Source organism: Massilia terrae (genome assembly GCF_024753145.1).
Lineage (GTDB): Bacteria > Pseudomonadota > Gammaproteobacteria > Burkholderiales > Burkholderiaceae_D > Telluria > Telluria terrae.
The window spans coordinates 119,756-138,654 of the sequence record NZ_JANUGU010000003.1 but is presented as its reverse complement, the minus strand read 5'-3'; the positions used below and the strand labels follow the sequence as shown (position 1 = coordinate 138,654).

Genomic DNA, 18,899 nt, shown 5'->3' with positions numbered 1-18,899 from the left:
CTGCGGGCCTTCCTGGGCTCGATGACGGGCCGGGTCTTCATCACGCTGCTGTTGGGCGTGCTGATCTCGGCCACCCTGACGCAGCTGGCGGCCGACAATGAGCGCCAGCGCGTGATCGACCAGTACCGCAACAACAACCAGCTGGAACGCGCCGAACAATTGATCATGGCCACGGAGATCGTGCCCGCCTCCGCGCGCCCGGCCTACCTCGCGGTCGCCAACCGCCCGGGCCTGAAGCTGGACGTCGGCGCGCCGCTGCCGGCGGTCGCCACCCGCAGCGAATTCGCGACCATCCTGTCCGGCCGCCTGGGCCCCGGCTACCGGATCGAATCGACCGCCGAGCGCCCGCCGAGCTGCGGCCAGCCGCACCACCAGGCGGCCCTTTTCGGCGTGCTGCGGCTCGAATGGCACGGGTATTGCGAAACCATCAACGTGCGCCTGCGCGACGGCGAGGAGCTTCGCCTGCAGATGCTGCCGCCGCGCCCGAACACCGGCCCTGCCCAGCCGGGCTTCGGCTGGGTCATCATCCTGTTCCTGGTGTTGATCGCCTTCCTCGCCTACCTGGTCGCGCGCATGACCACCCGCCCCCTCAAGCGGCTGGCGCAGGCCGCCAAGGACCTCGGCCAGGACATCAACCACGCGCCGCTGGAACTGGCCGGGGCCAGCGAGATCCGCCAGGCCAGCGCCGCCTTCAACGCGATGCAGGCGCGCATCCGCCAGTACATCTTCCAGCGCACCCAGATGCTGGCCGCGATCACCCACGACCTGCAGACCCCGCTCACCCGCATGCGCCTGCGCCTGGAAAAGGTCGGCGACCGCGAGTTGCAGGAGCGCCTGATCGGCGACCTGTCGGCGATGCAGGAAATGGTGCGCGAGGGCCTGGACCTGGCGCGCAGCATGGACACCACCGAGACCATGCAGATGCTGGACCTCGATTCGCTGCTCGATTCGGTGTGCGCCGACGCGGTCGACGCGCGCCAGCACGTGGAACTGGCCGGGCGCGCCAACATGGCGCTGCTGGGCCGGCCGATGGACTTGCGCCGCTGCCTGGTCAACCTGATCGACAACGCCGTCAAATACGGACACGAGGCCAGCGTCATGGTCGACCGTGTCGGCGGCGCGGCGCGCATCCGCATCCGCGACCGCGGCCCGGGGATCGCCGGCGCCGAACTGGCCAAGGTATTCGATCCCTTCTACCGGATCGAAAGCTCGCGTTCGCGCGAGTCGGGCGGCACCGGCCTGGGCCTGACCATCGCCCGCAATATCGCGGAGCAGCACGGCGGCAGCATCACGCTCGCCAACCATCCCGGGGGCGGCCTGGAAGCCACCCTGCAATTGCCGGAGTACTATCCGGGCAAGTGACACACACATGACACCATAGTGCGCGACAATACGCCGGGGGAGAGAGCGTGTCGCGCGCTCAATATAATAATCAAGAGAGAATGGCGCCGCCGCGCAAGCGGTGGCCAGAGAATGGCATGAAAAAGAAAAACTTCGCACTCGTCGCCGGCGCAGCGCTGGTCGTCGCCTTCACCGGTTTCTATTTCAACCAGGAAGGCGGCGCCCACGCGCAGGGCAACAACGGCCCGGCGGCCAAGGGCGGCGCCCAGCCGCCGACCACTGTCAACGTGGTCGCCGTCAGGCGCCAGGACGTGGGCATCACGGTCGGCTCCAATGGCACCGTGACGCCGTTGCGCACGGTCGACCTGCACCCGCAGACCACCAGCACCATCCGCACCGTGCACATCAAGGAAGGCCAGTTCGTCAAGGCCGGCCAGCTGATGTTCTCGCTGGACGACCGCGCCGACCGCGCCAATGTCGACAAGGCCAAGGCCCAGGTCGCGCGCGACCAGGCCACGCTGGCCGACCTCGAACGCCAGTACAAGCGCAGCCAGGACCTGTTCGCGCAGAAATTCATTGCCCAGAGCGCGGTCGATACGCTCAAGAGCCAGGTCGACGCCGCGCGCGCGCTGCTGCAGGCGGATGCCGCCGCCGCGCGCGCCAACCACGTGTCCGCCAGCTACAACGAGATCCGCGCCCCGATGCCGGGCCGGGTCGGCGGCATCAATGTGTTCCCGGGCAGCCTGGTCCAGCCCGCCACCTCGCTGACCACCATCACCCAGCTCGACCCGATCACGGTCGCGTTCACCTTGCCGGAATCGTCGCTGGCCTCGCTGCTGCAGGCGCAGAAGGCCGGCAAGGTCGAGGTCGAGGCGCGCACCGGCGCCGACGGCAAGCCGGTCACCGGCTACCTGTCCTTCATCGACAATATGGTCGACCCCAGCTCGGGCACGATCCGCGTCAAGGCTGAATTCAGCAACGCCGACAACGGCTTGTGGCCGGGCCAGTACGTCAACACCCGCGTCACCGTGCGCACCCTGAAGGACGCCACCGTGATCCCGCAGAACGCGATCGTCACCAATGCCAAGGGCAACTACGTGTACGTGGTGGACCAGGACAAGACCGCGCGCATGGTGCCGGTGGCCACCGTCTATTCCTTCGGCGTGAACGCGGCCGTCACCGGCCTCACCGGCAGCGAGCAGGTCATCACCGAAGGCAAGCAGAACCTGCGCCCGGGCGGCAAGGTGCGCATGGCCGATGGCGTCAAGCGCGGCGGCGCGCTGGCCGAGGAAGCGAAGAAGGGCGGCGCGGCATGAACCTGTCCGAACTGTGCATCCGCCGGCCGGTGATGGTGATCCTGCTGTCGATCAGCCTGATCCTGGTCGGCATCCTGGCCTACACCCACATCCCGGTCGCGGCGCTGCCGAGCTATAACACGCCGGTCATCAACGTCAACGCCAACCTGGCCGGCGCCAGCCCGGAGGCGATGGCCTCGTCGGTGGCGCTGCCGCTCGAGAAGCAGTTCTCGACCATCGCCGGCATCAACCTGATCACCTCCACCAGCACCCAGGGCAATACCAGCCTGACGCTGGAATTCGATCCGTCGATCGACATCAACGCCGCCGCGGTGGACGTGCAGGCCGCGCTGCTCGGCGCGCAACGCCAACTGCCGCAGGAGATGACCGACCTGCCGTCCTACCGCAAGGTCAACCCGGCCGACGCGCCGGTGCTGTTCATGACCATGACCTCGCCGTCGATGAACCTGTCGGAGCTCGACGACTACGCCGAGAACCTGGTGTCGCCGGCGCTGTCGACCCTGCCTGGCGTGGCCCAGGTGTCGGTCAACGGCGGCAAGAAGTTCGCGGTGCGGGTGCGCGCCAAGATCGAGCTGATGAACCAGCGCAATATCACGATGGACGAGCTGGCCACCGCGCTGCGCTCGGCCAACTCGAACACGCCGCTCGGCATCCTCGACGGCCCCGACCAGAGCCTGACCATCCAGGGCAATGCCCAGCTGATGCGCGCGGCCGACTTCCAGGACCTGATCGTCGCCACCCGCGACGGCCAGCCGGTGCGCCTGAAGGACGTCGCCGAGGTGCAGGACAGCTACCAGTCGGTCAAGGCCTACGGCGCCTACAACGGCGAGCGCTCGATCGTGCTGCTGGTGCAGCGCCAGCCGAACGCCAACACGGTGCAGGTGGTCGACGAAGTGCGCCAACTGCTGCCGCGCTTCCAGTCGCAGCTGCCGGCCTCGATCAAGATCAACCTGGTCAACGACCGCTCGGTCTCGATCCGCGAGGCGATCCACGACGTCAACACCACGCTGGCGCTGACCGTGGGGCTGGTGGTGCTGGTGATCTTCCTGTTCCTGCACCGCGCCTCGGCCACCTTCATCCCGGCGATCACGATGCCGATCTCGCTGCTGGGCGCGCTGGCGCTGCTGTTCTGGCTCGGCTACAGCCTGGACAACATCTCCCTGCTCGGCATCACGCTGGCGGTCGGCCTGGTGGTGGACGACGCCATCGTGGTCCTCGAAAACATCGTGCGCCACATCGAGCTGGGCAAGAAACCGCTGCGCGCCGCGCTGGAAGGCGCGCGCGAGATGGGCTTCACCATCGTCTCGATCTCGGTGTCGCTGGTGGCGGTGTTCATCCCGATCTTCTTCATGCCGGGCGTGATCGGCCTCTTGTTCCACGAATTCGCGGTGATCGTCGGCCTGTCGATCCTGGTGTCGGCGGCGGTGTCGCTGACCCTGGTGCCGATGCTGGCCTCGCGCCTGCTGCCGGAGCACAGCGGCCACGACGAGCCGCAGCTGTCGGTGGTGGCGCGCTGGTTCGAAGCCGGCTTCCACCGCCTGCGCAACGGCTACGCCAAAACGCTCGACGTCGCGCTCGCGCACCGCTACATCGTGCTGCTGATCGCATTGGGCACCTTCGCGCTCACCGTGGTGCTGTACACCACCATCCCCAAAGGCTTCTTCCCGGAAGAGGACATCGGCCAGATCCGCGTGTCCACCGAGGCTTCCGAGGACATCTCCTCGTTCGCCATGGTCAAGCTGCAGGAGCAGGTGGCGGCCATCATCAAGGCCGACCCCGCGGTGCAGGACGTGACCTCGTTCTCCGGCGGCGGCAACGGCGGCCGCATGTTCCTGGTGCTCAAGCCGCGCGACCAGCGGCCCAAGATGCCGGAAGTGCTGGACCGCCTGCGCAAGGCGGTGCGCAAGGTGCCCGGCATCGCGGTCTACCTGTCGCCGGTGCAGAACCTGCAGCTGGGCGGGCGCCAGTCCAAGAGCCGCTTCCAGTACACGCTGCAGAGCGTGTCCGGCGGCGACATCAGCGGCTGGTCGAAGCAGTTCATGGAGCGCATGCGCGCCAACCCGCTGTTCCGCGACGTCACCAGCGATTCGCAGGACAAGGGCTTGCAGGCGCGCCTCGACATCGACCGCGACAAGGCCAACCTCCTGGGCGTGTCGATGGCCGACGTGCGCACCGCGCTGTACGGCTCCTTCGGCGAGCGCCAGGTCTCGACTATCTACTCGACCGCCGCCAGCTACTACGTGATCCTGGAAGCGGCCGACGCCGACCGCCAGTTCGAGGACGCGCTGGCGCGCATTTCGGTGCGCTCGAAGAACGGCCAGCTGGTGCAGCTGTCGTCGATCGCGTCGATCAAGCGCACGGTCGGGCCGCTGGCGGTCAACCACCAGGGCCAGCTGCAGGCGATCACGCTGTCGTTCAACCTGGCGCCGGGCGTGCCGCTGGGCGAAGCCACCAAGGCCATCGACCAGATGGGCGTGGACATGAAGCTGCCGGCCTCGATCATCACCAAGTACGGCGGCGACGCCGCGGTGTTCCAGGATTCGCAGTCGAGCCAGGTGATCCTGATCATCGCCGCGGTGGCCGTGATCTACGTGCTGCTGGGCGTGCTGTACGAGAGTTTCATCCACCCGATCACCATCCTCGCCGGCCTGCCGTCGGCGGCGGTGGGCGCGCTGCTGACGCTGCGCCTGTTCGGGCTGGACCTGACCATGATCGCCATTATCGGCATCCTGATGCTGATCGGTATCGTGAAGAAGAACGCGATCATGATGATCGACTTCGCGCTGGAGGCCCAGCGCTCGCACGGCATGACGCCGGCTGCGGCGATCCGCGAGGCCTGCATCCTGCGCTTCCGCCCGATCCTGATGACCACCATGGCCGCGCTGATGGGCGCGCTGCCGATCGCGCTCGGCCTGGGCGCCGGCGCCGAGCTGCGCCAGCCGCTGGGCCTGGCGGTATGCGGCGGACTGATCTTCTCGCAGGTGATCACGCTGTACATCACGCCGGTGATCTACCTGTTGCTCGACCGATTCAGCGGCACCGGCCCGATGACGGATGTGCAACTGGCCGAGCGTGAAGGCGAGCCGGAACCGCGTCCGGTGCTGCACGCCGTCGTGTAAGCAGGCACGCAGCGGTCCCGTCAAGCGCGACGGGACCGCCCAGCAACAGCGAAGAGAAACATTCTGTAACAGGCGTCAAGACCGACAAACGGTAAGCTGTGCGCTGCAACACAGCCGTGCACACTCAGTCTAAAGCGTATAGACTGCCGCATTGGCTGCGGCACCTTGTTTTATGCCCATTTACAGACTGTAACCATCTTGCGCGATCACTCCCACCACTCGGTAGACAACAGCGAGTTCTGCGCCCTCTGCGGCCAGCCGTTGCACGCGCCCGAGCCGCACTACGACAGGAAGGGCTCCAAGCGGACCGGCCTGGTCGTCACGATCGTGCTGCACCTTTTGCTGGTCGCCATCTACCTGCTGCAGCCGAAGACCTTCCTCAAGCGCGTCGCCGGGGGCGGCCAGCCGGAGATCATGTATATCGCGCCGCTGCCGGGCAAGGCCAAGCCCAAGCCGCAGGAGCAGGCGCCGAAGAAAGTGCATACGCCCAAGAAGAGCGCGCCGGAACGGGTGCAGGTCCAGCGCTTGCCCAACACCATCACGATCCCGAACGAAAAGCCGGTCGAGACCACCAAGGTCGAGCCGAAGAAGGAGCAGCCGCAGGAAGTCGACATGCAGGCCTATATCGAGGCGCGCCGCAAGCAGCGCGGCGCCCGCAGCCCGGTCGACAACACCGGCGAGAGCGAGGAAGCGCGCGCCAACCGCCAGGCCTTGGCCAACGTGGCCTCGGTCAACAAGAGCGCCAACGACGACAAGAACGACACCGGCGGCGTGTTCTCGGTCACCGACAAGACCTTCTCCAGCGCCACCGTCAAGTTCCGCGGCTGGAACCCGAACTTCAAGCGCCGCTGGCTGACCCAGGTGACGGTGGAGCTCGGCGGCGAGCGCGACATCGAGACCGCGATCGTCAAGAAGATGATCGAGCTGATCCGCAAGGAGAAGAAGGGCGACTTCGAATGGGAATCGCACCGGCTGAACAAGGTGGTTACCCTGAGTGCACGGCCGGAGGATACGCAGCAGTTGATGGACTTCCTGTACAAGGAAATGTTCAAGGACTACACGCCGCCGCGGTCGTAATCGTCAGCTTCAAGACCGTCGTCCCGGCGCAGGCCGGGACCCATAGAACGGTAGCGCTATCGAAAAGCCGCCGACGCCGCAGGCGGAGCAAACTCAGCATGGGTCCCGGCCTCCGCCGGGACGACGAGCCAACTATAAAAAACCGCGCCTCGGCGCAGCGCCGTGGCGCGGTTTTTCTTTTGCGTCAGCAGCGGCTCAAGCCTTCAGCTTGCGCGCAATATCCAGCGCGAAGTAAGTCAGCACGCCATCCGCGCCCGCACGCTTGAACGCCATCATCGACTCCATCATCACCTTGTCGTGATCCAGCCAGCCATTCTGGGCGGCCGCCTTCAGCATCGCGTACTCGCCGCTGACCTGGTAGGCGAAGGTCGGCACCCGGAACTCGTCCTTCACGCGGCGCACCACGTCCAGGTAGGGCATGCCCGGCTTGACCATCACCATGTCCGCGCCTTCGGCCAGGTCGAGCGCCACTTCGCGCAGCGCCTCGTCGGTATTGGCCGGGTCCATCTGGTAGGTGTTCTTGTCGGCCTTGCCGAGGTTGGCGCTCGATCCCACCGCGTCGCGGAACGGGCCGTAGAAGGCGGAAGCGTACTTGGCCGAGTAGGCCATGATGCGGGTGTGGATGAAGCCGCGCTCTTCCAGCGCGCCGCGGATGGTGCCGATGCGGCCGTCCATCATGTCCGACGGCGCCACCACGTCCACGCTGGCCTCGGCCTGGGTCAGTGCCTGGCGCGTCAGCATCTCGACCGTGCGCTCGTTGACGATGTAGCCGGTTTCCTCGTCCGGAATGCCGTCCTGGCCGTGGGTGGTGTAGGGGTCCAGCGCGACGTCGGTCAGGATGCCCAGTTCCGGGAAGCGGCGCTTCAGCTCGCGCACCGCGCGCGGCACCAGCCCGTCGGGATTGGTCGCTTCCACGCCGTCGTAGGTCTTGAGCGACTGGTCGATCACCGGGAACAGCGCCAGCACCGGAATCCCCAGCGCCACGCATTCCTCGGCCACCTTCATCAAGAGGTCGACCGAGACCCGCTCCACGCCCGGCATCGAGGCCACCTGCTGGCGCTGGTTCACGCCGTCGAGAATGAACACCGGATAGATCAGGTCGTGCGCGGTGATGACGTTTTCGCGCATCAGGTTGCGCGAGAAGGGATCGCGGCGCATGCGGCGCATGCGGGCGGTGGGGAATTGCACAGGGGTGATGATGGGCATGTTCTTGTCCTGGATAAGTGGATCAGTCGGCGCCCGGCGCGTCGTCTTCTTGATCTTGCAGGCCGAGCAGTTCGCAAATCTTCGCATCCGCCTCTTCCAGCCCGATGCGCTTCAGGCTGGAGAACAGCTGGACGGTGAACGGGAAACCTTCGCCTTCCTCGTCGACGTAGCTGTCGAGAATCTTCTGGGCCTGGCGCAGCACATTGGCCTGGTCGTTGCGGTTGAGCTTGTCCGCCTTGGTCAGCAGGCAGTGGATCGGCTTGCCGGTGGGGGCGAACCATTCCAGCATCTGCACGTCGAGGTCGGTGAAGGGGCGGCGCGCATCCATGATCAGCACCAGCGCCGCCAGCTGCTCGCGCTGCTGCACGTAGTCGCCCAGCAGGCGCTGCCAGTGCAGCTTGGCCGTGCCCGACACTTCCGCGTAGCCATAGCCCGGCAGGTCGACCAGCATCGCCTCGATTTCGTCGACCTTGACCGGATCGTGCCGGTGCTGGGCCACATGGGCGCCGCCGATCGAGAAGTAGTTGATGTGCTGGGTCCGGCCCGGCGTCTTCGAGGCGAAGGCCAGCCGGTTCTGGTTGGTCAGCAGGTTGATTGCGGTCGATTTGCCGGCGTTCGAGCGGCCGGCGAAGGCGATCTCGGGCACCTGTGTGGTGGGCAAGTCGCGCAAATGATTGACCGTGTTAAAGAAGCGGGCTTGCCAGAGCTTGGACATGGAGGAAGGAGCAACAAAATGAAGCTATGAGGAAACAAGCTATTGTACAATAAGGGGTTACCGATTGTTGCGACGCCCCCGCGGGACGCCACAGCAAGGCCCATCGAACAGTTTCTGTTTATTTGACTCTACAAGGGTGCTTGAATGAATCGTGTGTCGTTATCGTTGTTGAAATCCCTGCTTGTTGCATCGTTTGCTGTGTCCGGCCTCGCGAGCGCGGCGGCACCGGCCCCGGCCGCCAAGGCCGATCCCGCGAAAGGCGCGACCCTGTACGATGCGGGCGATGCCGCCAAGGGCGTTCCGGCCTGCGCATCCTGCCACGGCGCGGCGGGCAACTCGACCATCGCGACCAACCCCAAGCTGGGCGGCCAGGCGGAAGCCTACATCCACAAGCAGCTGGTGGACTTTACCACCCCGCAGCGTAACCAGCCGATCATGACCACCTACGCCAAGGCCCTGTCGGACGACGACAAGAAGAACATCGCCGCCTACCTGGCCGCGCAGAAGCCGGGCGCCGGTGCCGCGCGCAACAAGGACACCGTGGAGCTGGGCCGCAAGATCTATCGCGGCGGCATCGCCGAGAAGGGCGTCGCGGCCTGCGCCAGCTGCCACGGCGCCACCGGCGGCGGCATCCCGGCCAAGTATCCGCGCCTGGCCGGCCAGCACCAGGACTACGCCGTGGCCCAGCTCGAAGCCTTCAAGAGCGGCGCGCGCAGCAACAGTGTGGAAATGACCACGCTGGCCAAGCGCCTCACCACCGACGAGATGAAGGCCGTGGCCGACTACGTCGCTGGCCTCAAGTAAGCTGGAGCACATGCAGTAGAAAGCAAGGGGCAGCGGCGCAAGCGGCTGCCCTTTTTGTTGTATGCTCGGCTGATCAGGCCGCGCGCCCGGGAAGTTTCGACCATGAGCATCACCACAAGCAGTATCACCACAGAAACAACGACCACCGGCATCGAACTCAAGACGCGCCGCCGCGGCCTGGCCGAGGCGGTCGAGCTGGTGTCGTCGATGCGCTTCGCGATCAGCCTGCTGGTGATCATTGCGATCGCCTCGATCATCGGCACGGTCATGAAGCAGAACGAGGCGATGCCGAACTACATCAACCAGTTCGGTCCCTTCTGGTACGAGATCTTCGCCCGGCTCGGCCTGTATGCCGTGTATTCGGCCTGGTGGTTCCTCGCGATCCTGAGCGTGCTGATCGTCTCGACCAGCCTGTGCATCTTCCGCAATACGCCGAAGATGCTGAAAGATATGCGCAGCTGGCGCGAGCACGTGCGCGAGGAATCGCTGCGCAATTTCCACCACAAGGCCGAGTGGACCGTGGCGGCGCAGGCCCCGGCCGCGCTGGCGCCGGTGCTGGCGGCGCGGCTCAAGCATGCGGGCTACGGCGTCAAGATCGTCGAGAAGGAGAAGGGCTTGCTGGTGGCCGCCAAGAAGGGCGCCGGCAACAAGTTCGGCTATATCTTCGCGCACACCGCCATCATCGTGATCCTGCTGGGCGGCATGCTCGATTCGGAGCTGCCCATCCGCATGCAGGAATGGCTCTTCGGCAAGACGCCTTTCAGCGGCAGCGGCGTGCTGATTTCCGATGTGCCGGCCAAACACCGCCTGGGCCTGGGCAATCCTACCTTCCGCGGCAATACCCTGATCGCCGAAGGGCAGACCAGCGCCACCGCCATCCTGCCGCAGGCATCGGGCGTGCTGATCCAGGACCTGCCCTTCAGCATCCACCTGAACAAATTCATCATCGACTTCTACTCGACCGGCATGCCCAAGCTGTTCGCCAGTGAAGTGGTGATCCGCGATAACGAAACCGGCAAGACCTTCCCCGGCACCATCAAGGTCAACCAGCCCCTGATCTACAAGGGCATCGCCATCTACCAGTCCAGCTTCGAGGATGGCGGCAGCAAGCTCAAGCTGACCGGCTTCCCGATGAGCGGGCCGGACGCGAAGCCCTTCCAGATCAATGGCGAAGTCGGCAGCTCGACCGAGCTCAAGCGTGGCGACCGCGCCTATGCCGTCGAATGGTCGGGCTTCCGGCCCTTCAACGTCGAGAACATGGGCAGCAACGATGCCCGCGCCGTGGCCAAGGGCAAGTCGCTGGAAGAGCAGCTGGCGGCCAGCCTCGACAAGCATTCCGGTTCGGCCGCCAAGAACGCCAACAACAAGGACCTGAAGAACGTCGGTCCGTCGGTGCAGTACAAGCTGCGCGACGCCACCGGCCAGGCGCGCGAATTCATGAACTACATGCAGCCGGTGACGCTGGACGGTGCGGAGGTGTTCCTGTCCGGCGTGCGCGCCAACCCGGACGACGCCTTCAGCTTCCTGCGCATCCCGGCCGATGACCAGCACACGGTGCATGAGTGGATGCTGCTGCGCGCCGCGCTGGCCGATCCGGCCCTGAGCAGCGAAGCCGCGCGCCGCTACGCCCAGCGCGCCATGCCCAAGGGCGAATCCAGCTCGGCGCTGGCGGGACAGCTGGAGGAATCGGCCCAGCGCTCGCTCGCCATCTTTGCCGGCGACGGCAAGCAGGGCGGCTTCGTGGCGGTCTCGCGCTTCCTCGAAAAGATCCCCCCGGCCGAGCAGGAAAAGGCCGCCACCATCTTCATGAAAATGCTCAACGGAACCATGTGGGAACTGTGGCAAGTGGCGCACCAGCACGCCGGCCTGGCGCCGGTCGAGCCCAGCGAGGCGCACGGCCATTTCCTGCAGGTCGCCACCAATGCGCTGTCGGACAGCTTTTTCTACGGCGCCCCGGTCTACCTGCAGCTCGATGATTTCCTTGAAGTGAAGGCGTCCGTGCTGCAGCTGACCCGCTCGCCCGGCAAGAAATTCGTCTACCTGGGCTGCCTGCTGCTGGTGGCCGGCGTGTTCTCGATGTTCTACATCCGCGAACGGCGCCTGTGGATCTGGCTGCGCGGCACGGATGACGGCAGCCACGCGATGATGGCGATGAGCACCCAGCGCAAGACGCTCGATTTTGAACGCGAGTTCAGCGAACTGAAGACAAAGCTGCCGCAATCGGCGTAAGCTCTCAGGCGCGAACCGAGGAGGAAACGATGGAAATTTCGCAATCCCAAGCAGGAACTTATATCGAAGAGCCGGGCTATTTCAAGCGCCTGACGGCGATCGACTGGCTGTACGGCATCGGGCTGCTGGCGGCGGCGCTGTTCGCGCTGAACCGTTTCGGCGCCTATATGGACGTGTACGAGCAAGGCATCCTGCTGGCCGCCGCGCCGACCTTCGCCGCGCTGGGCTGGCACTTCAAGCCGGTGCGCTGGCTGATCCCGCTGGTGGCGCTGCTGGCGCTGGCCGCGATCGGCCAGTACGGCGGCACGCTCGATGCGGCCAATCAAAAATTCCTCCTCAAATACATGCTGTCGAGCCAGTCCGCGATCCTGTGGATGAGCGCCTTCTTCGTGTTCTCGACCGGCTTCTATTGGCTCGGCCTGGCCACCCGCTCGCCGTTCGGCTTCTCGGTCGGCTCCAAGCTGTGCTGGGCCGCGGTGGTGATCGGCTTCACCGGCATGATGGTGCGCTGGTACGAGTCCTACCTGATCGGCGCCGACGTCGGCCACATCCCGGTGTCGAACCTGTACGAAGTGTTCATCCTGTTCTCGATGATCACGGCCATGTTCTACCTGTACTACGAACAGCGCTACGCCACCCGCCAGCTGGGCCCCTTCGTGCTGCTGGTGATCTCGGCCGCGGTCGGCTTCCTGCTGTGGTACACGGTGTCGCGCGACGCCGCCGACATCCAGCCGCTGGTGCCGGCCCTGCAAAGCTGGTGGATGAAGATCCACGTGCCGGCCAACTTCATCGGCTACGGCACCTTCGCGCTGGCCGCGATGGTCGGCGCAGCCTACCTGCTGAAGTCGCACGGGATCCTGGCCGACCGCCTGCCTTCGCTGGAAGTGCTGGACGACGTGATGTACAAGGCGATCTCGGTCGGTTTCGCCTTCTTCACCGTGGCCACCATCCTCGGCGCGCTGTGGGCCGCCGAAGCCTGGGGCGGCTACTGGTCGTGGGACCCGAAGGAGACCTGGGCGCTGATCGTCTGGCTCAACTACGCGGCCTGGCTGCACATGCGCCTGATGTCGGGCCTGCGCGGCCGCGCGGCGGCGTGGTGGGCGCTGGTCGGCCTGGTGGTCACCACCTTCGCCTTCCTCGGCGTGAACATGTTCCTGTCGGGCCTGCATTCCTACGGCAAACTCTGACCGGCGCCGGCGTAGTGGTGTAAAGTGGACATTGTTCCCCTGATCATCTCTGCCGGAGCCAGCCATGCTGATCAAACGTAGTCACAGCGGCAGCGCGCCGCTGCCTTCCGAAATCACGCCGCGCGAAGTGTACGAGCAGCGGCGCCAGTTCATCGCCCGCATCGCCGCCGGCGCCGTGGCCGGCAGCGCGCTGTGGGAAATGGCCAACCGCGAAGCCTTCGCCCAGGGCACGGGCGCGCGCCTGGCGGCCAAGCCGAATCCGGCCTACGCGACCAACGAGAAGCAGACCGCGTTCAAGGACGCGACCGAGTACAACAACTTCTACGAATTCGGCACCGACAAGTCCGACCCCGGCCGCAACGCAGGCACGCTGCGCCCGCGGCCGTGGACGGTGTCGATCGAAGGCGAGGTCAAGAAACCGTTCACGCTCGATCTCGACAGCCTGCTCAAGCTCGCACCGCTGGAGGAGCGCATCTACCGGCTGCGCTGCGTCGAAGGCTGGTCGATGGTGATCCCGTGGATCGGCTATCCGCTGTCGAACCTGATCAAGAAGGCCGAGCCGCTGAGCAGCGCCAAGTACGTCGAATTCGTGACCTTGGCCGATCCGCGCCAGATGCCGGGCGTGCGCAGCGGCGTGCTCGACTGGCCCTACCGCGAAGGCTTGCGCATGGACGAGGCGATGCAGCCGCTGGCCTTGCTGACCTTCGGCATGTACGGCCAGGTGCTGCCCAACCAGAACGGCGCCCCGGTGCGGGTGGTGGCGCCGTGGAAGTACGGCTTCAAGTCGGCCAAGTCGATCGTCAAGATCCGCTTCGTCAAGGACCAGCCAGTCACCTCGTGGATGGCGGCCGGCCCGGACGAGTATGGCTTTTACTCGAACGTGAACCCGAACGTGGACCACCCGCGCTGGTCGCAGGCCAGCGAGCGCCGCATCGGCGAGGACGGCTTCTTCAAGCCCAAGCGCAAGACGCTGATGTTCAACGGCTACAACGAGGTCGCGCCCCTGTACGCGGGCATGGACCTGAAAAAATATTTCTGACGATGGCATTCAATCCGACGCCCAAACAGCTCACGATCGTCAAAGTTGTCGTTTTCCTGCTGGCGCTGCTGCCCATCACACGCATCGCGCTGGCAACGGGCGAGCAGACCAATCCGCTTGAATTCCTGACCCACGGCACCGGCGACTGGGCGCTGTACCTGCTCTGCACCACGCTGGCGGTGACCCCGCTGCGCAAGCTGACCGGGCTGAACTGGCTGGTCAGGCTGCGCCGCATGCTGGGCCTGTTCACCTTCTTCTACGCCTTCCTGCACTTCACCTGCTTCATCTGGTTCGACCATTTCTTCGACCTGCACGAGATCTGGAAGGACGTGCTCAAGCGGCCCTTCATCACGGTCGGCTTCGCCGCCTTCCTGCTGCTGGTGCCGCTGGCCGCCACCAGCAGCAACGCGATGGTGCGCCGGCTCGGCGGCAAGCGCTGGCAGGGGCTGCACCGCATGATCTACCTGATCGCGCCGCTCGCGGTGCTGCACTACTGGTGGATGAAGGCGGGCAAGCACAACACCGGCACGCCGATGCTGTTCGCCTTCATCGTCGCGGGCCTGCTGCTGATCCGCGTGTTCCTGAATCGTTCAAAAGTGCAGGCCGCGCGCGTTTGATGCAGCGCTGAGGTGTGGTCGCGCGCCCCGGTAGAGTGGGGTGATGAGCGCAAACCACGACCTTGTTTATAAAGAGATGTTCGGGCACCCGCAAATGGTGCGCGACCTGCTTGCGGGCTTCACCGATCTTTCATGCTTCCGGAATCTGCCGCCTTCCGCATTCGAGCGCGTGAACGCGAGCTATGTCAGTGACCAGTTCATTGAGCGACATGGCGATATGGTCTGGAAGGTGAAGATCGGCACCGGGCTGATCTTCGTTTATTTCCTGCTGGAGTTCCAGTCGCGGTCCGAGCGCTGGATGGCCCTTCGTATGCAGGTTTATATTGGGCTGCTGTACCAGGATCTCGTGAAACGTGGAGCACTGGAGAATGCAGGCCGATTGCCTCCGGTCTTTCCCGTCGTGTTTTACAACGGAAGGTCGCCGTGGACCGCCACCGATGAATTGCGCGCGCTCGTTGCCCAAGGCCCCGATGAACTGGCGAGTTACCAGGCGAATCAGCGCTATTTGTTGATCGACCAGAATCGTATCGATCCCGCGCTGTTGGCCAACGCACGGGATCTCGTCAGCATCATGTTCAAGGTCGAACTCTCGGATTCTCCCAATGTCTAATTTGAAGTACGTTCGTCGCTGCTGGCATGGCTTGCCGGCGAGGAGCGAGCGTCACTGAGGCGGAGTGTTGCAGCGTGGATTGAGAGAGTCCTCAAGCGCGAGTCGCGCGGTCCAGGCCTCGATAGCATCGAAAAATTTCTGGAGGGTGAAGCGATGGGCGAACGATTTGCACAGCGCAAGTACGATACTTGGGACGACTATGTGGAGGACCAAGGCCGGAAAAAAGGACTGGAGCAAGGCAGGGTACAGGCCTTGCGCGACATGCTGAAACGGCAACTGCAGCATCGCTTTGGCGCTATTCCGCAGGCGCTTACCGCACACGTCGACCAAGCCGGTTCAGCGGAGCTGGAGTGCTGGATTGACCGGGTGATTGATGCAGCCAGCGCCGATGCTGTTTTCTCGGATTGAGTTGCCCGCGTTGCGTGGCGCAGCAAGCTTTCCGCAAGCGGTATCGCCCGGATCGAGTTCACTTCCCAGCCGGCTGCGGCGGACATGTCATGATGGGCGGGCGCGCCGATTCGAAGTGGATGCGCTGCCCCGCGATTTCCACATCGTTCAGCGTCGGCGCCAGCACCTGCAGATGGCCCGCCTTGAGGGCTTCGTGCAGCGAACAACCGGCCAGTTCCATCGGCACGTTGCCCAGCAAGCGCCAGTGGCCTTGTTCATCTTCGCCGAACACGGCGCCGCCCGAGAACGGCTTTTCGCCCACCACCATGATCTCCACCTTGCCATCGCCGGTCAGGTCCAGCATGACTGCGTCGCAGGCCTGGCCGGCCTGCCACAGGCAAACAGGGTAATTGGGCCCGCGCTGCTGGTCTTGCCATTTCTCGTGCAGGAAGCTGTCCGGCAGCTTCGCACCTTTCGGCCACACCCGCACATTGGCCGCGACATCGACTGGCGTGGCAGGTTCGGTACGGGAGAAGCGGTTCTTCAGCGCGCGTGCCTCGGCGATCCGCGAACGCAGCAACGCCGCTTCGGCGCCGCTGGCGTTGGCGTCCAGCCGCGCCAGCGCGGCCTGTCCGTAGCGCTGGCCACTGAAGCGCAGCCAGGCGAAGTCGAACTGGTCGACCGCGACCTTGCCCGATTCGAGCCGCGCCACCTGGCTGTTGACGGCCAGGCGCACCGGGTCGGCCAGCGGCGACAGCAGGGCCAGCACGGTCGCCAGCACCACCAGCGCGGTCGCGATATTGACCCGGGCGATGCCGGTGAGCCCGCGATCGCGCAGCGCCGCGCCCGCATAGCCGAGGCTGTAGCAGGCGGCGACCAGCACGCAGGCCGCGGCGATCACGCGGTCGCTGGTCCAGCCGTAGGCGCCCACGCGCAGCGCCAGCGCGTAGCCCGCGATCGCGGTCACCGGCACCAGCAGCAGCGAAGCGATGCGCATGCTCAGGCGGATCGCCAGCGGCGCTTCCACCACCGCCATGCCGCCTTCCTGCCACGCGGCGTTGATCAGCACGACGAAGGCGCCGGCAGCGGCCAGCAGTTCGGCGCTCGCATGGCGTGTCGCCCACAGCGGCGCCAGTCCGGTGAAGGGCAGGGTGAGCAGGAAGGCGCCGACCAGCAAGGTCATCACCGGCAGGATCCAGGACAGCAAGGTCAGCAGCAGGTTGCGGATGCCGCGTACGATCGCCGGCCGCACGTCGGTGACGTGCATCGCGCAGGTCCAGGCGGTGACGGTGACGGGCAGCGCGAACCACGGCTTGTGCAGCAGTTCGGCCAGGAAGGACAGCTGCACCAGCAGGAACAGCTGGCTGCCCAGCAGCAGGATCAGCCACAGCGCGCCGACGAAGCCGGCGCTGAACGCCAGCTGCACGATGAGCTTCCAGGCGGTCTCGAAATAGCTGGGGTAGCTGGCGATGCGGCGGCGGTCCGCCACCCCGGCCATCACCAGCGCGTGCGCGATGAAGCACCACGGCACCAGCACGGCGGCCAGCGGCGCCCAGGGCAGCGCCGAATCCGTCTGCGGAGGCGGTGCGGCCGGCTCGCCCATGCGCCACACCGCGTACACGCCGAGCGCGGCGACGGTCACGGCGACCGTGGCGGCCCACAGCTGCAGCTGGCGGCGGCTGAGGCTGCCAAGGCTGGAGACCACCACCGCTGGTTTAAACAGGCCCACCAGCACAAGCGGCGTGAACAGCAGGGGGTGGGTCGAGGGCCAGCGCTGCGCCTGCGCGGCGTCAAGCAGGAAGTAGAGGAAGACGCCCTGCGCCAGGCCGACGGCAAGGCGCAGCGCGCCGACATTGACGGCGGCGCCGTGCGCGGGTGATGGTGCGGCGATGCGGTCCTGGATTTCCATGCGGCTCCCCTGGTGTATGCCCCTTTTCGGTGCATATTAACAGGAGAGCAACGCTGCCGGCCAGCGCCGGCTTACTTGACCAGCGACTCCAGCGCGAACAGTTCTTGCGGCTGCTCGCGGCGGCGCACCAGGTGCACCTGGTCGCCGTCGACGATCACCTCGGCCGGGCGGCCACGGGTGTTGTAGTTGGACGCCATGGTGAAGCCGTAGGCGCCGGCCGTCATCATGGCCAGCAGGTCGCCCGGCTGCACCGCCAGCTCGCGCCCGTGGGCCAGCCAGTCGCCGGATTCGCACACGGGTCCGACCAGGTCGTAGGTGAGCGCCTTGCCCTCGCGCGGCGTGACCGGCTGCACTGCCATCCAGGCTTCGTACAGGGTCGGGCGCATCATGTCGTTCATCGCGGCGTCGACCACGCAGAAATTCTTTTCCTCGCCCGGCTTCAGGTATTCGACCGACATCAGCAGCACGCCGGCGTTGCCGACGATCGAGCGGCCCGGTTCGAAGATGACCTTGATCGGCTTGCCTTCATACTTTTCGGCGCGCCAGGCGTCGATGCGTTCGAACACGCGCGCCAGGTAGTCGCCGACCTGCACCGGTGCGTCCTCGCCCGAGTAGTTGATGCCGATGCCGCCGCCCATGTCGAGGTGGTGCAGCACGATGCCTTCGCCGGCCAGGGTGTCGATCAGGGCGATCAGCTTGTCCAGCGCTTCCAGCAGCGGAGCGTCGTCCAGCAGCTGCGAGCCGATATGGCAATCGATGCCGACCACTTCCAGATGCGGCAGGCTGGCCGCGGCGCGGTAGGTGTCGAGCGCGTCGTCGTAGGCCACGCCGAACTTGTTGGCTTTCAGGCCGGTGGCGATGTAGGGGTGGGTCTTGGCGTCGACGTTCGGGTTCACGCGCAGCGAGACCGGCGCGCGCTTGCCCATCTGGCCGGCCACCTCGTTCAGGCGGTGCAGCTCGGGGATCGATTCGACGTTAAAGCACAGCACGCCCTTGTCGAGCGCCAGGCGCATTTCCTCGACCGTCTTGCCGACGCCGGAGAAAATCACCTTGCGCGGGTCGCCGCCGGCCGCGATCACGCGCAGCAGCTCTCCGCCGGAGACGATGTCGAAGCCCGCGCCCTGGCGCGCCAGCAGGTCCAGCACGGCCAGGTTGGAATTGGCCTTCATCGCGTAGCAGACCAGCGCGTCGCGGCCGGCGCAGGCCTTGGCGTAGCCGTTGAAATTGTCGAGCAAGGTGGCCTTCGAATAGACGTAGGCCGGGGTGCCGAATTCCTCGGCGATGGCGGACAGGGCGACGTTCTCGGCGTGCAGCACGCCGTTTTGGTACGAAAAATGCGACAT

At 65.7% G+C, this 18,899-nt stretch carries 15 protein-coding genes; 11 read left to right on the top strand and 4 right to left on the bottom strand.

The annotated features are described in order from the left end of the window. The 4 genes from NX778_RS11490 to NX778_RS11475 all read left to right on the top strand — a co-directional run bounded on the left by NX778_RS11490 (position 1) and on the right by NX778_RS11475 (position 6,853). Positions 1-1,362, top strand: a complete 1,362-nt coding sequence (locus NX778_RS11490; RefSeq protein ID WP_258812171.1) for an ATP-binding protein — start codon at positions 1-3, stop codon at positions 1,360-1,362. Between the two features lie 116 nt (positions 1,363-1,478). Continuing rightward, the gene (locus NX778_RS11485; protein ID WP_258811882.1) at positions 1,479-2,657 is read left to right on the top strand and encodes an efflux RND transporter periplasmic adaptor subunit; all 1,179 of its coding nucleotides are present in this window, start codon (positions 1,479-1,481) and stop codon (positions 2,655-2,657) included. After that, positions 2,654-5,776 carry an efflux RND transporter permease subunit gene (locus tag NX778_RS11480; protein ID WP_258811881.1) on the top strand — a complete coding sequence of 1,041 codons (3,123 nt, stop codon included), beginning with the start codon at positions 2,654-2,656 and terminating at the stop codon, positions 5,774-5,776. The genes NX778_RS11485 and NX778_RS11480 overlap by 4 nt, the downstream gene beginning before the upstream one ends. 198 nt (positions 5,777-5,974) lie before the next feature. Next, positions 5,975-6,853 (top strand): cell envelope integrity TolA family protein, encoded by an 879-nt coding sequence (locus NX778_RS11475; RefSeq protein WP_258811880.1) that lies wholly within the window; start codon positions 5,975-5,977, stop codon positions 6,851-6,853. 195 nt (positions 6,854-7,048) lie between these two features. On the opposite strand, the gene hemB is transcribed toward NX778_RS11475, so the two are convergent. Together hemB and yihA are read right to left on the bottom strand one after the other, a co-directional pair. Beyond that, a complete protein-coding gene (hemB, locus tag NX778_RS11470) occupies positions 7,049-8,059 on the bottom strand; it encodes a porphobilinogen synthase (RefSeq protein WP_258811879.1) in 1,011 nt (336 codons plus the stop codon). A 22-nt stretch (positions 8,060-8,081) separates the two neighbouring features. Further along, the gene (gene yihA / locus NX778_RS11465; protein WP_258811878.1) at positions 8,082-8,774 is read right to left on the bottom strand and encodes a ribosome biogenesis GTP-binding protein YihA/YsxC; all 693 of its coding nucleotides are present in this window, start codon (positions 8,772-8,774) and stop codon (positions 8,082-8,084) included. A gap of 144 nt (positions 8,775-8,918) precedes the next feature. On the opposite strand from yihA, the gene NX778_RS11460 reads away from it, so the two are divergent. The 7 genes from NX778_RS11460 (at position 8,919) to NX778_RS11430 (ending at position 15,668) form a co-directional block, all read left to right on the top strand. Next, positions 8,919-9,578, top strand: coding sequence for a c-type cytochrome (locus NX778_RS11460; RefSeq protein WP_258811877.1), 660 nt, complete (start codon positions 8,919-8,921; stop codon positions 9,576-9,578). Between the two features lie 102 nt (positions 9,579-9,680). Next, positions 9,681-11,807 carry a cytochrome c biogenesis protein ResB gene (locus NX778_RS11455; RefSeq protein WP_258811876.1) on the top strand — a complete coding sequence of 709 codons (2,127 nt, stop codon included), beginning with the start codon at positions 9,681-9,683 and terminating at the stop codon, positions 11,805-11,807. A 29-nt stretch (positions 11,808-11,836) separates the two neighbouring features. Then, positions 11,837-12,994 (top strand): c-type cytochrome biogenesis protein CcsB, encoded by a 1,158-nt coding sequence (gene ccsB / locus NX778_RS11450; RefSeq protein ID WP_258811875.1) that lies wholly within the window; start codon positions 11,837-11,839, stop codon positions 12,992-12,994. 64 nt (positions 12,995-13,058) lie between these two features. After that, entirely contained in the window at positions 13,059-14,033 is a 975-nt protein-coding gene (msrP, locus tag NX778_RS11445; protein WP_258811874.1) for a protein-methionine-sulfoxide reductase catalytic subunit MsrP, read from the top strand. Between the two features lie 2 nt (positions 14,034-14,035). After that, positions 14,036-14,650 carry a protein-methionine-sulfoxide reductase heme-binding subunit MsrQ gene (gene msrQ / locus NX778_RS11440; protein ID WP_258811873.1) on the top strand — a complete coding sequence of 205 codons (615 nt, stop codon included), beginning with the start codon at positions 14,036-14,038 and terminating at the stop codon, positions 14,648-14,650. A 43-nt stretch (positions 14,651-14,693) separates the two neighbouring features. Next, complete coding sequence (locus NX778_RS11435) at positions 14,694-15,260, top strand: Rpn family recombination-promoting nuclease/putative transposase (RefSeq protein WP_258811872.1); 567 nt, start codon at positions 14,694-14,696, stop codon at positions 15,258-15,260. A 153-nt stretch (positions 15,261-15,413) separates the two neighbouring features. Next, a complete protein-coding gene (locus NX778_RS11430; protein ID WP_258811871.1) occupies positions 15,414-15,668 on the top strand; it encodes a DUF4351 domain-containing protein in 255 nt (84 codons plus the stop codon). A 58-nt stretch (positions 15,669-15,726) separates the two neighbouring features. Here the strand turns inward: NX778_RS11430 and NX778_RS11425 are convergent, their stop codons facing one another. Both NX778_RS11425 and lysA read right to left on the bottom strand, forming a co-directional pair. Continuing rightward, complete coding sequence (locus tag NX778_RS11425; RefSeq protein ID WP_258811870.1) at positions 15,727-17,556, bottom strand: DUF4153 domain-containing protein; 1,830 nt, start codon at positions 17,554-17,556, stop codon at positions 15,727-15,729. A gap of 71 nt (positions 17,557-17,627) precedes the next feature. Continuing rightward, positions 17,628-18,899 (bottom strand): diaminopimelate decarboxylase, encoded by a 1,272-nt coding sequence (gene lysA, locus NX778_RS11420; RefSeq protein WP_258811869.1) that lies wholly within the window; start codon positions 18,897-18,899, stop codon positions 17,628-17,630.

Bases quoted from the DNA above. Each gene is read 5' to 3' on its own strand.
- NX778_RS11485 (WP_258811882.1), top strand. From the start codon at position 1,479: ATGAAAAAGAAAAACTTCGCACTCGTCGCCGGCGCAGCGCTGGTCGTC.
- NX778_RS11480 (WP_258811881.1), top strand. From the start codon at position 2,654: ATGAACCTGTCCGAACTGTGCATCCGCCGGCCGGTGATGGTGATCCTG.
- hemB (WP_258811879.1), bottom strand. From the start codon at position 8,059: ATGCCCATCATCACCCCTGTGCAATTCCCCACCGCCCGCATGCGCCGC.
- yihA (WP_258811878.1), bottom strand. From the start codon at position 8,774: ATGTCCAAGCTCTGGCAAGCCCGCTTCTTTAACACGGTCAATCATTTG.
- NX778_RS11460 (WP_258811877.1), top strand. From the start codon at position 8,919: ATGAATCGTGTGTCGTTATCGTTGTTGAAATCCCTGCTTGTTGCATCG.
- NX778_RS11455 (WP_258811876.1), top strand. From the start codon at position 9,681: ATGAGCATCACCACAAGCAGTATCACCACAGAAACAACGACCACCGGC.
- ccsB (WP_258811875.1), top strand. From the start codon at position 11,837: ATGGAAATTTCGCAATCCCAAGCAGGAACTTATATCGAAGAGCCGGGC.
- msrP (WP_258811874.1), top strand. From the start codon at position 13,059: ATGCTGATCAAACGTAGTCACAGCGGCAGCGCGCCGCTGCCTTCCGAA.
- msrQ (WP_258811873.1), top strand. From the start codon at position 14,036: ATGGCATTCAATCCGACGCCCAAACAGCTCACGATCGTCAAAGTTGTC.
- NX778_RS11435 (WP_258811872.1), top strand. From the start codon at position 14,694: ATGAGCGCAAACCACGACCTTGTTTATAAAGAGATGTTCGGGCACCCG.
- NX778_RS11430 (WP_258811871.1), top strand. From the start codon at position 15,414: ATGGGCGAACGATTTGCACAGCGCAAGTACGATACTTGGGACGACTAT.
- NX778_RS11425 (WP_258811870.1), bottom strand. From the start codon at position 17,556: ATGGAAATCCAGGACCGCATCGCCGCACCATCACCCGCGCACGGCGCC.
- lysA (WP_258811869.1), bottom strand. From the start codon at position 18,899: ATGTCGCATTTTTCGTACCAAAACGGCGTGCTGCACGCCGAGAACGTC.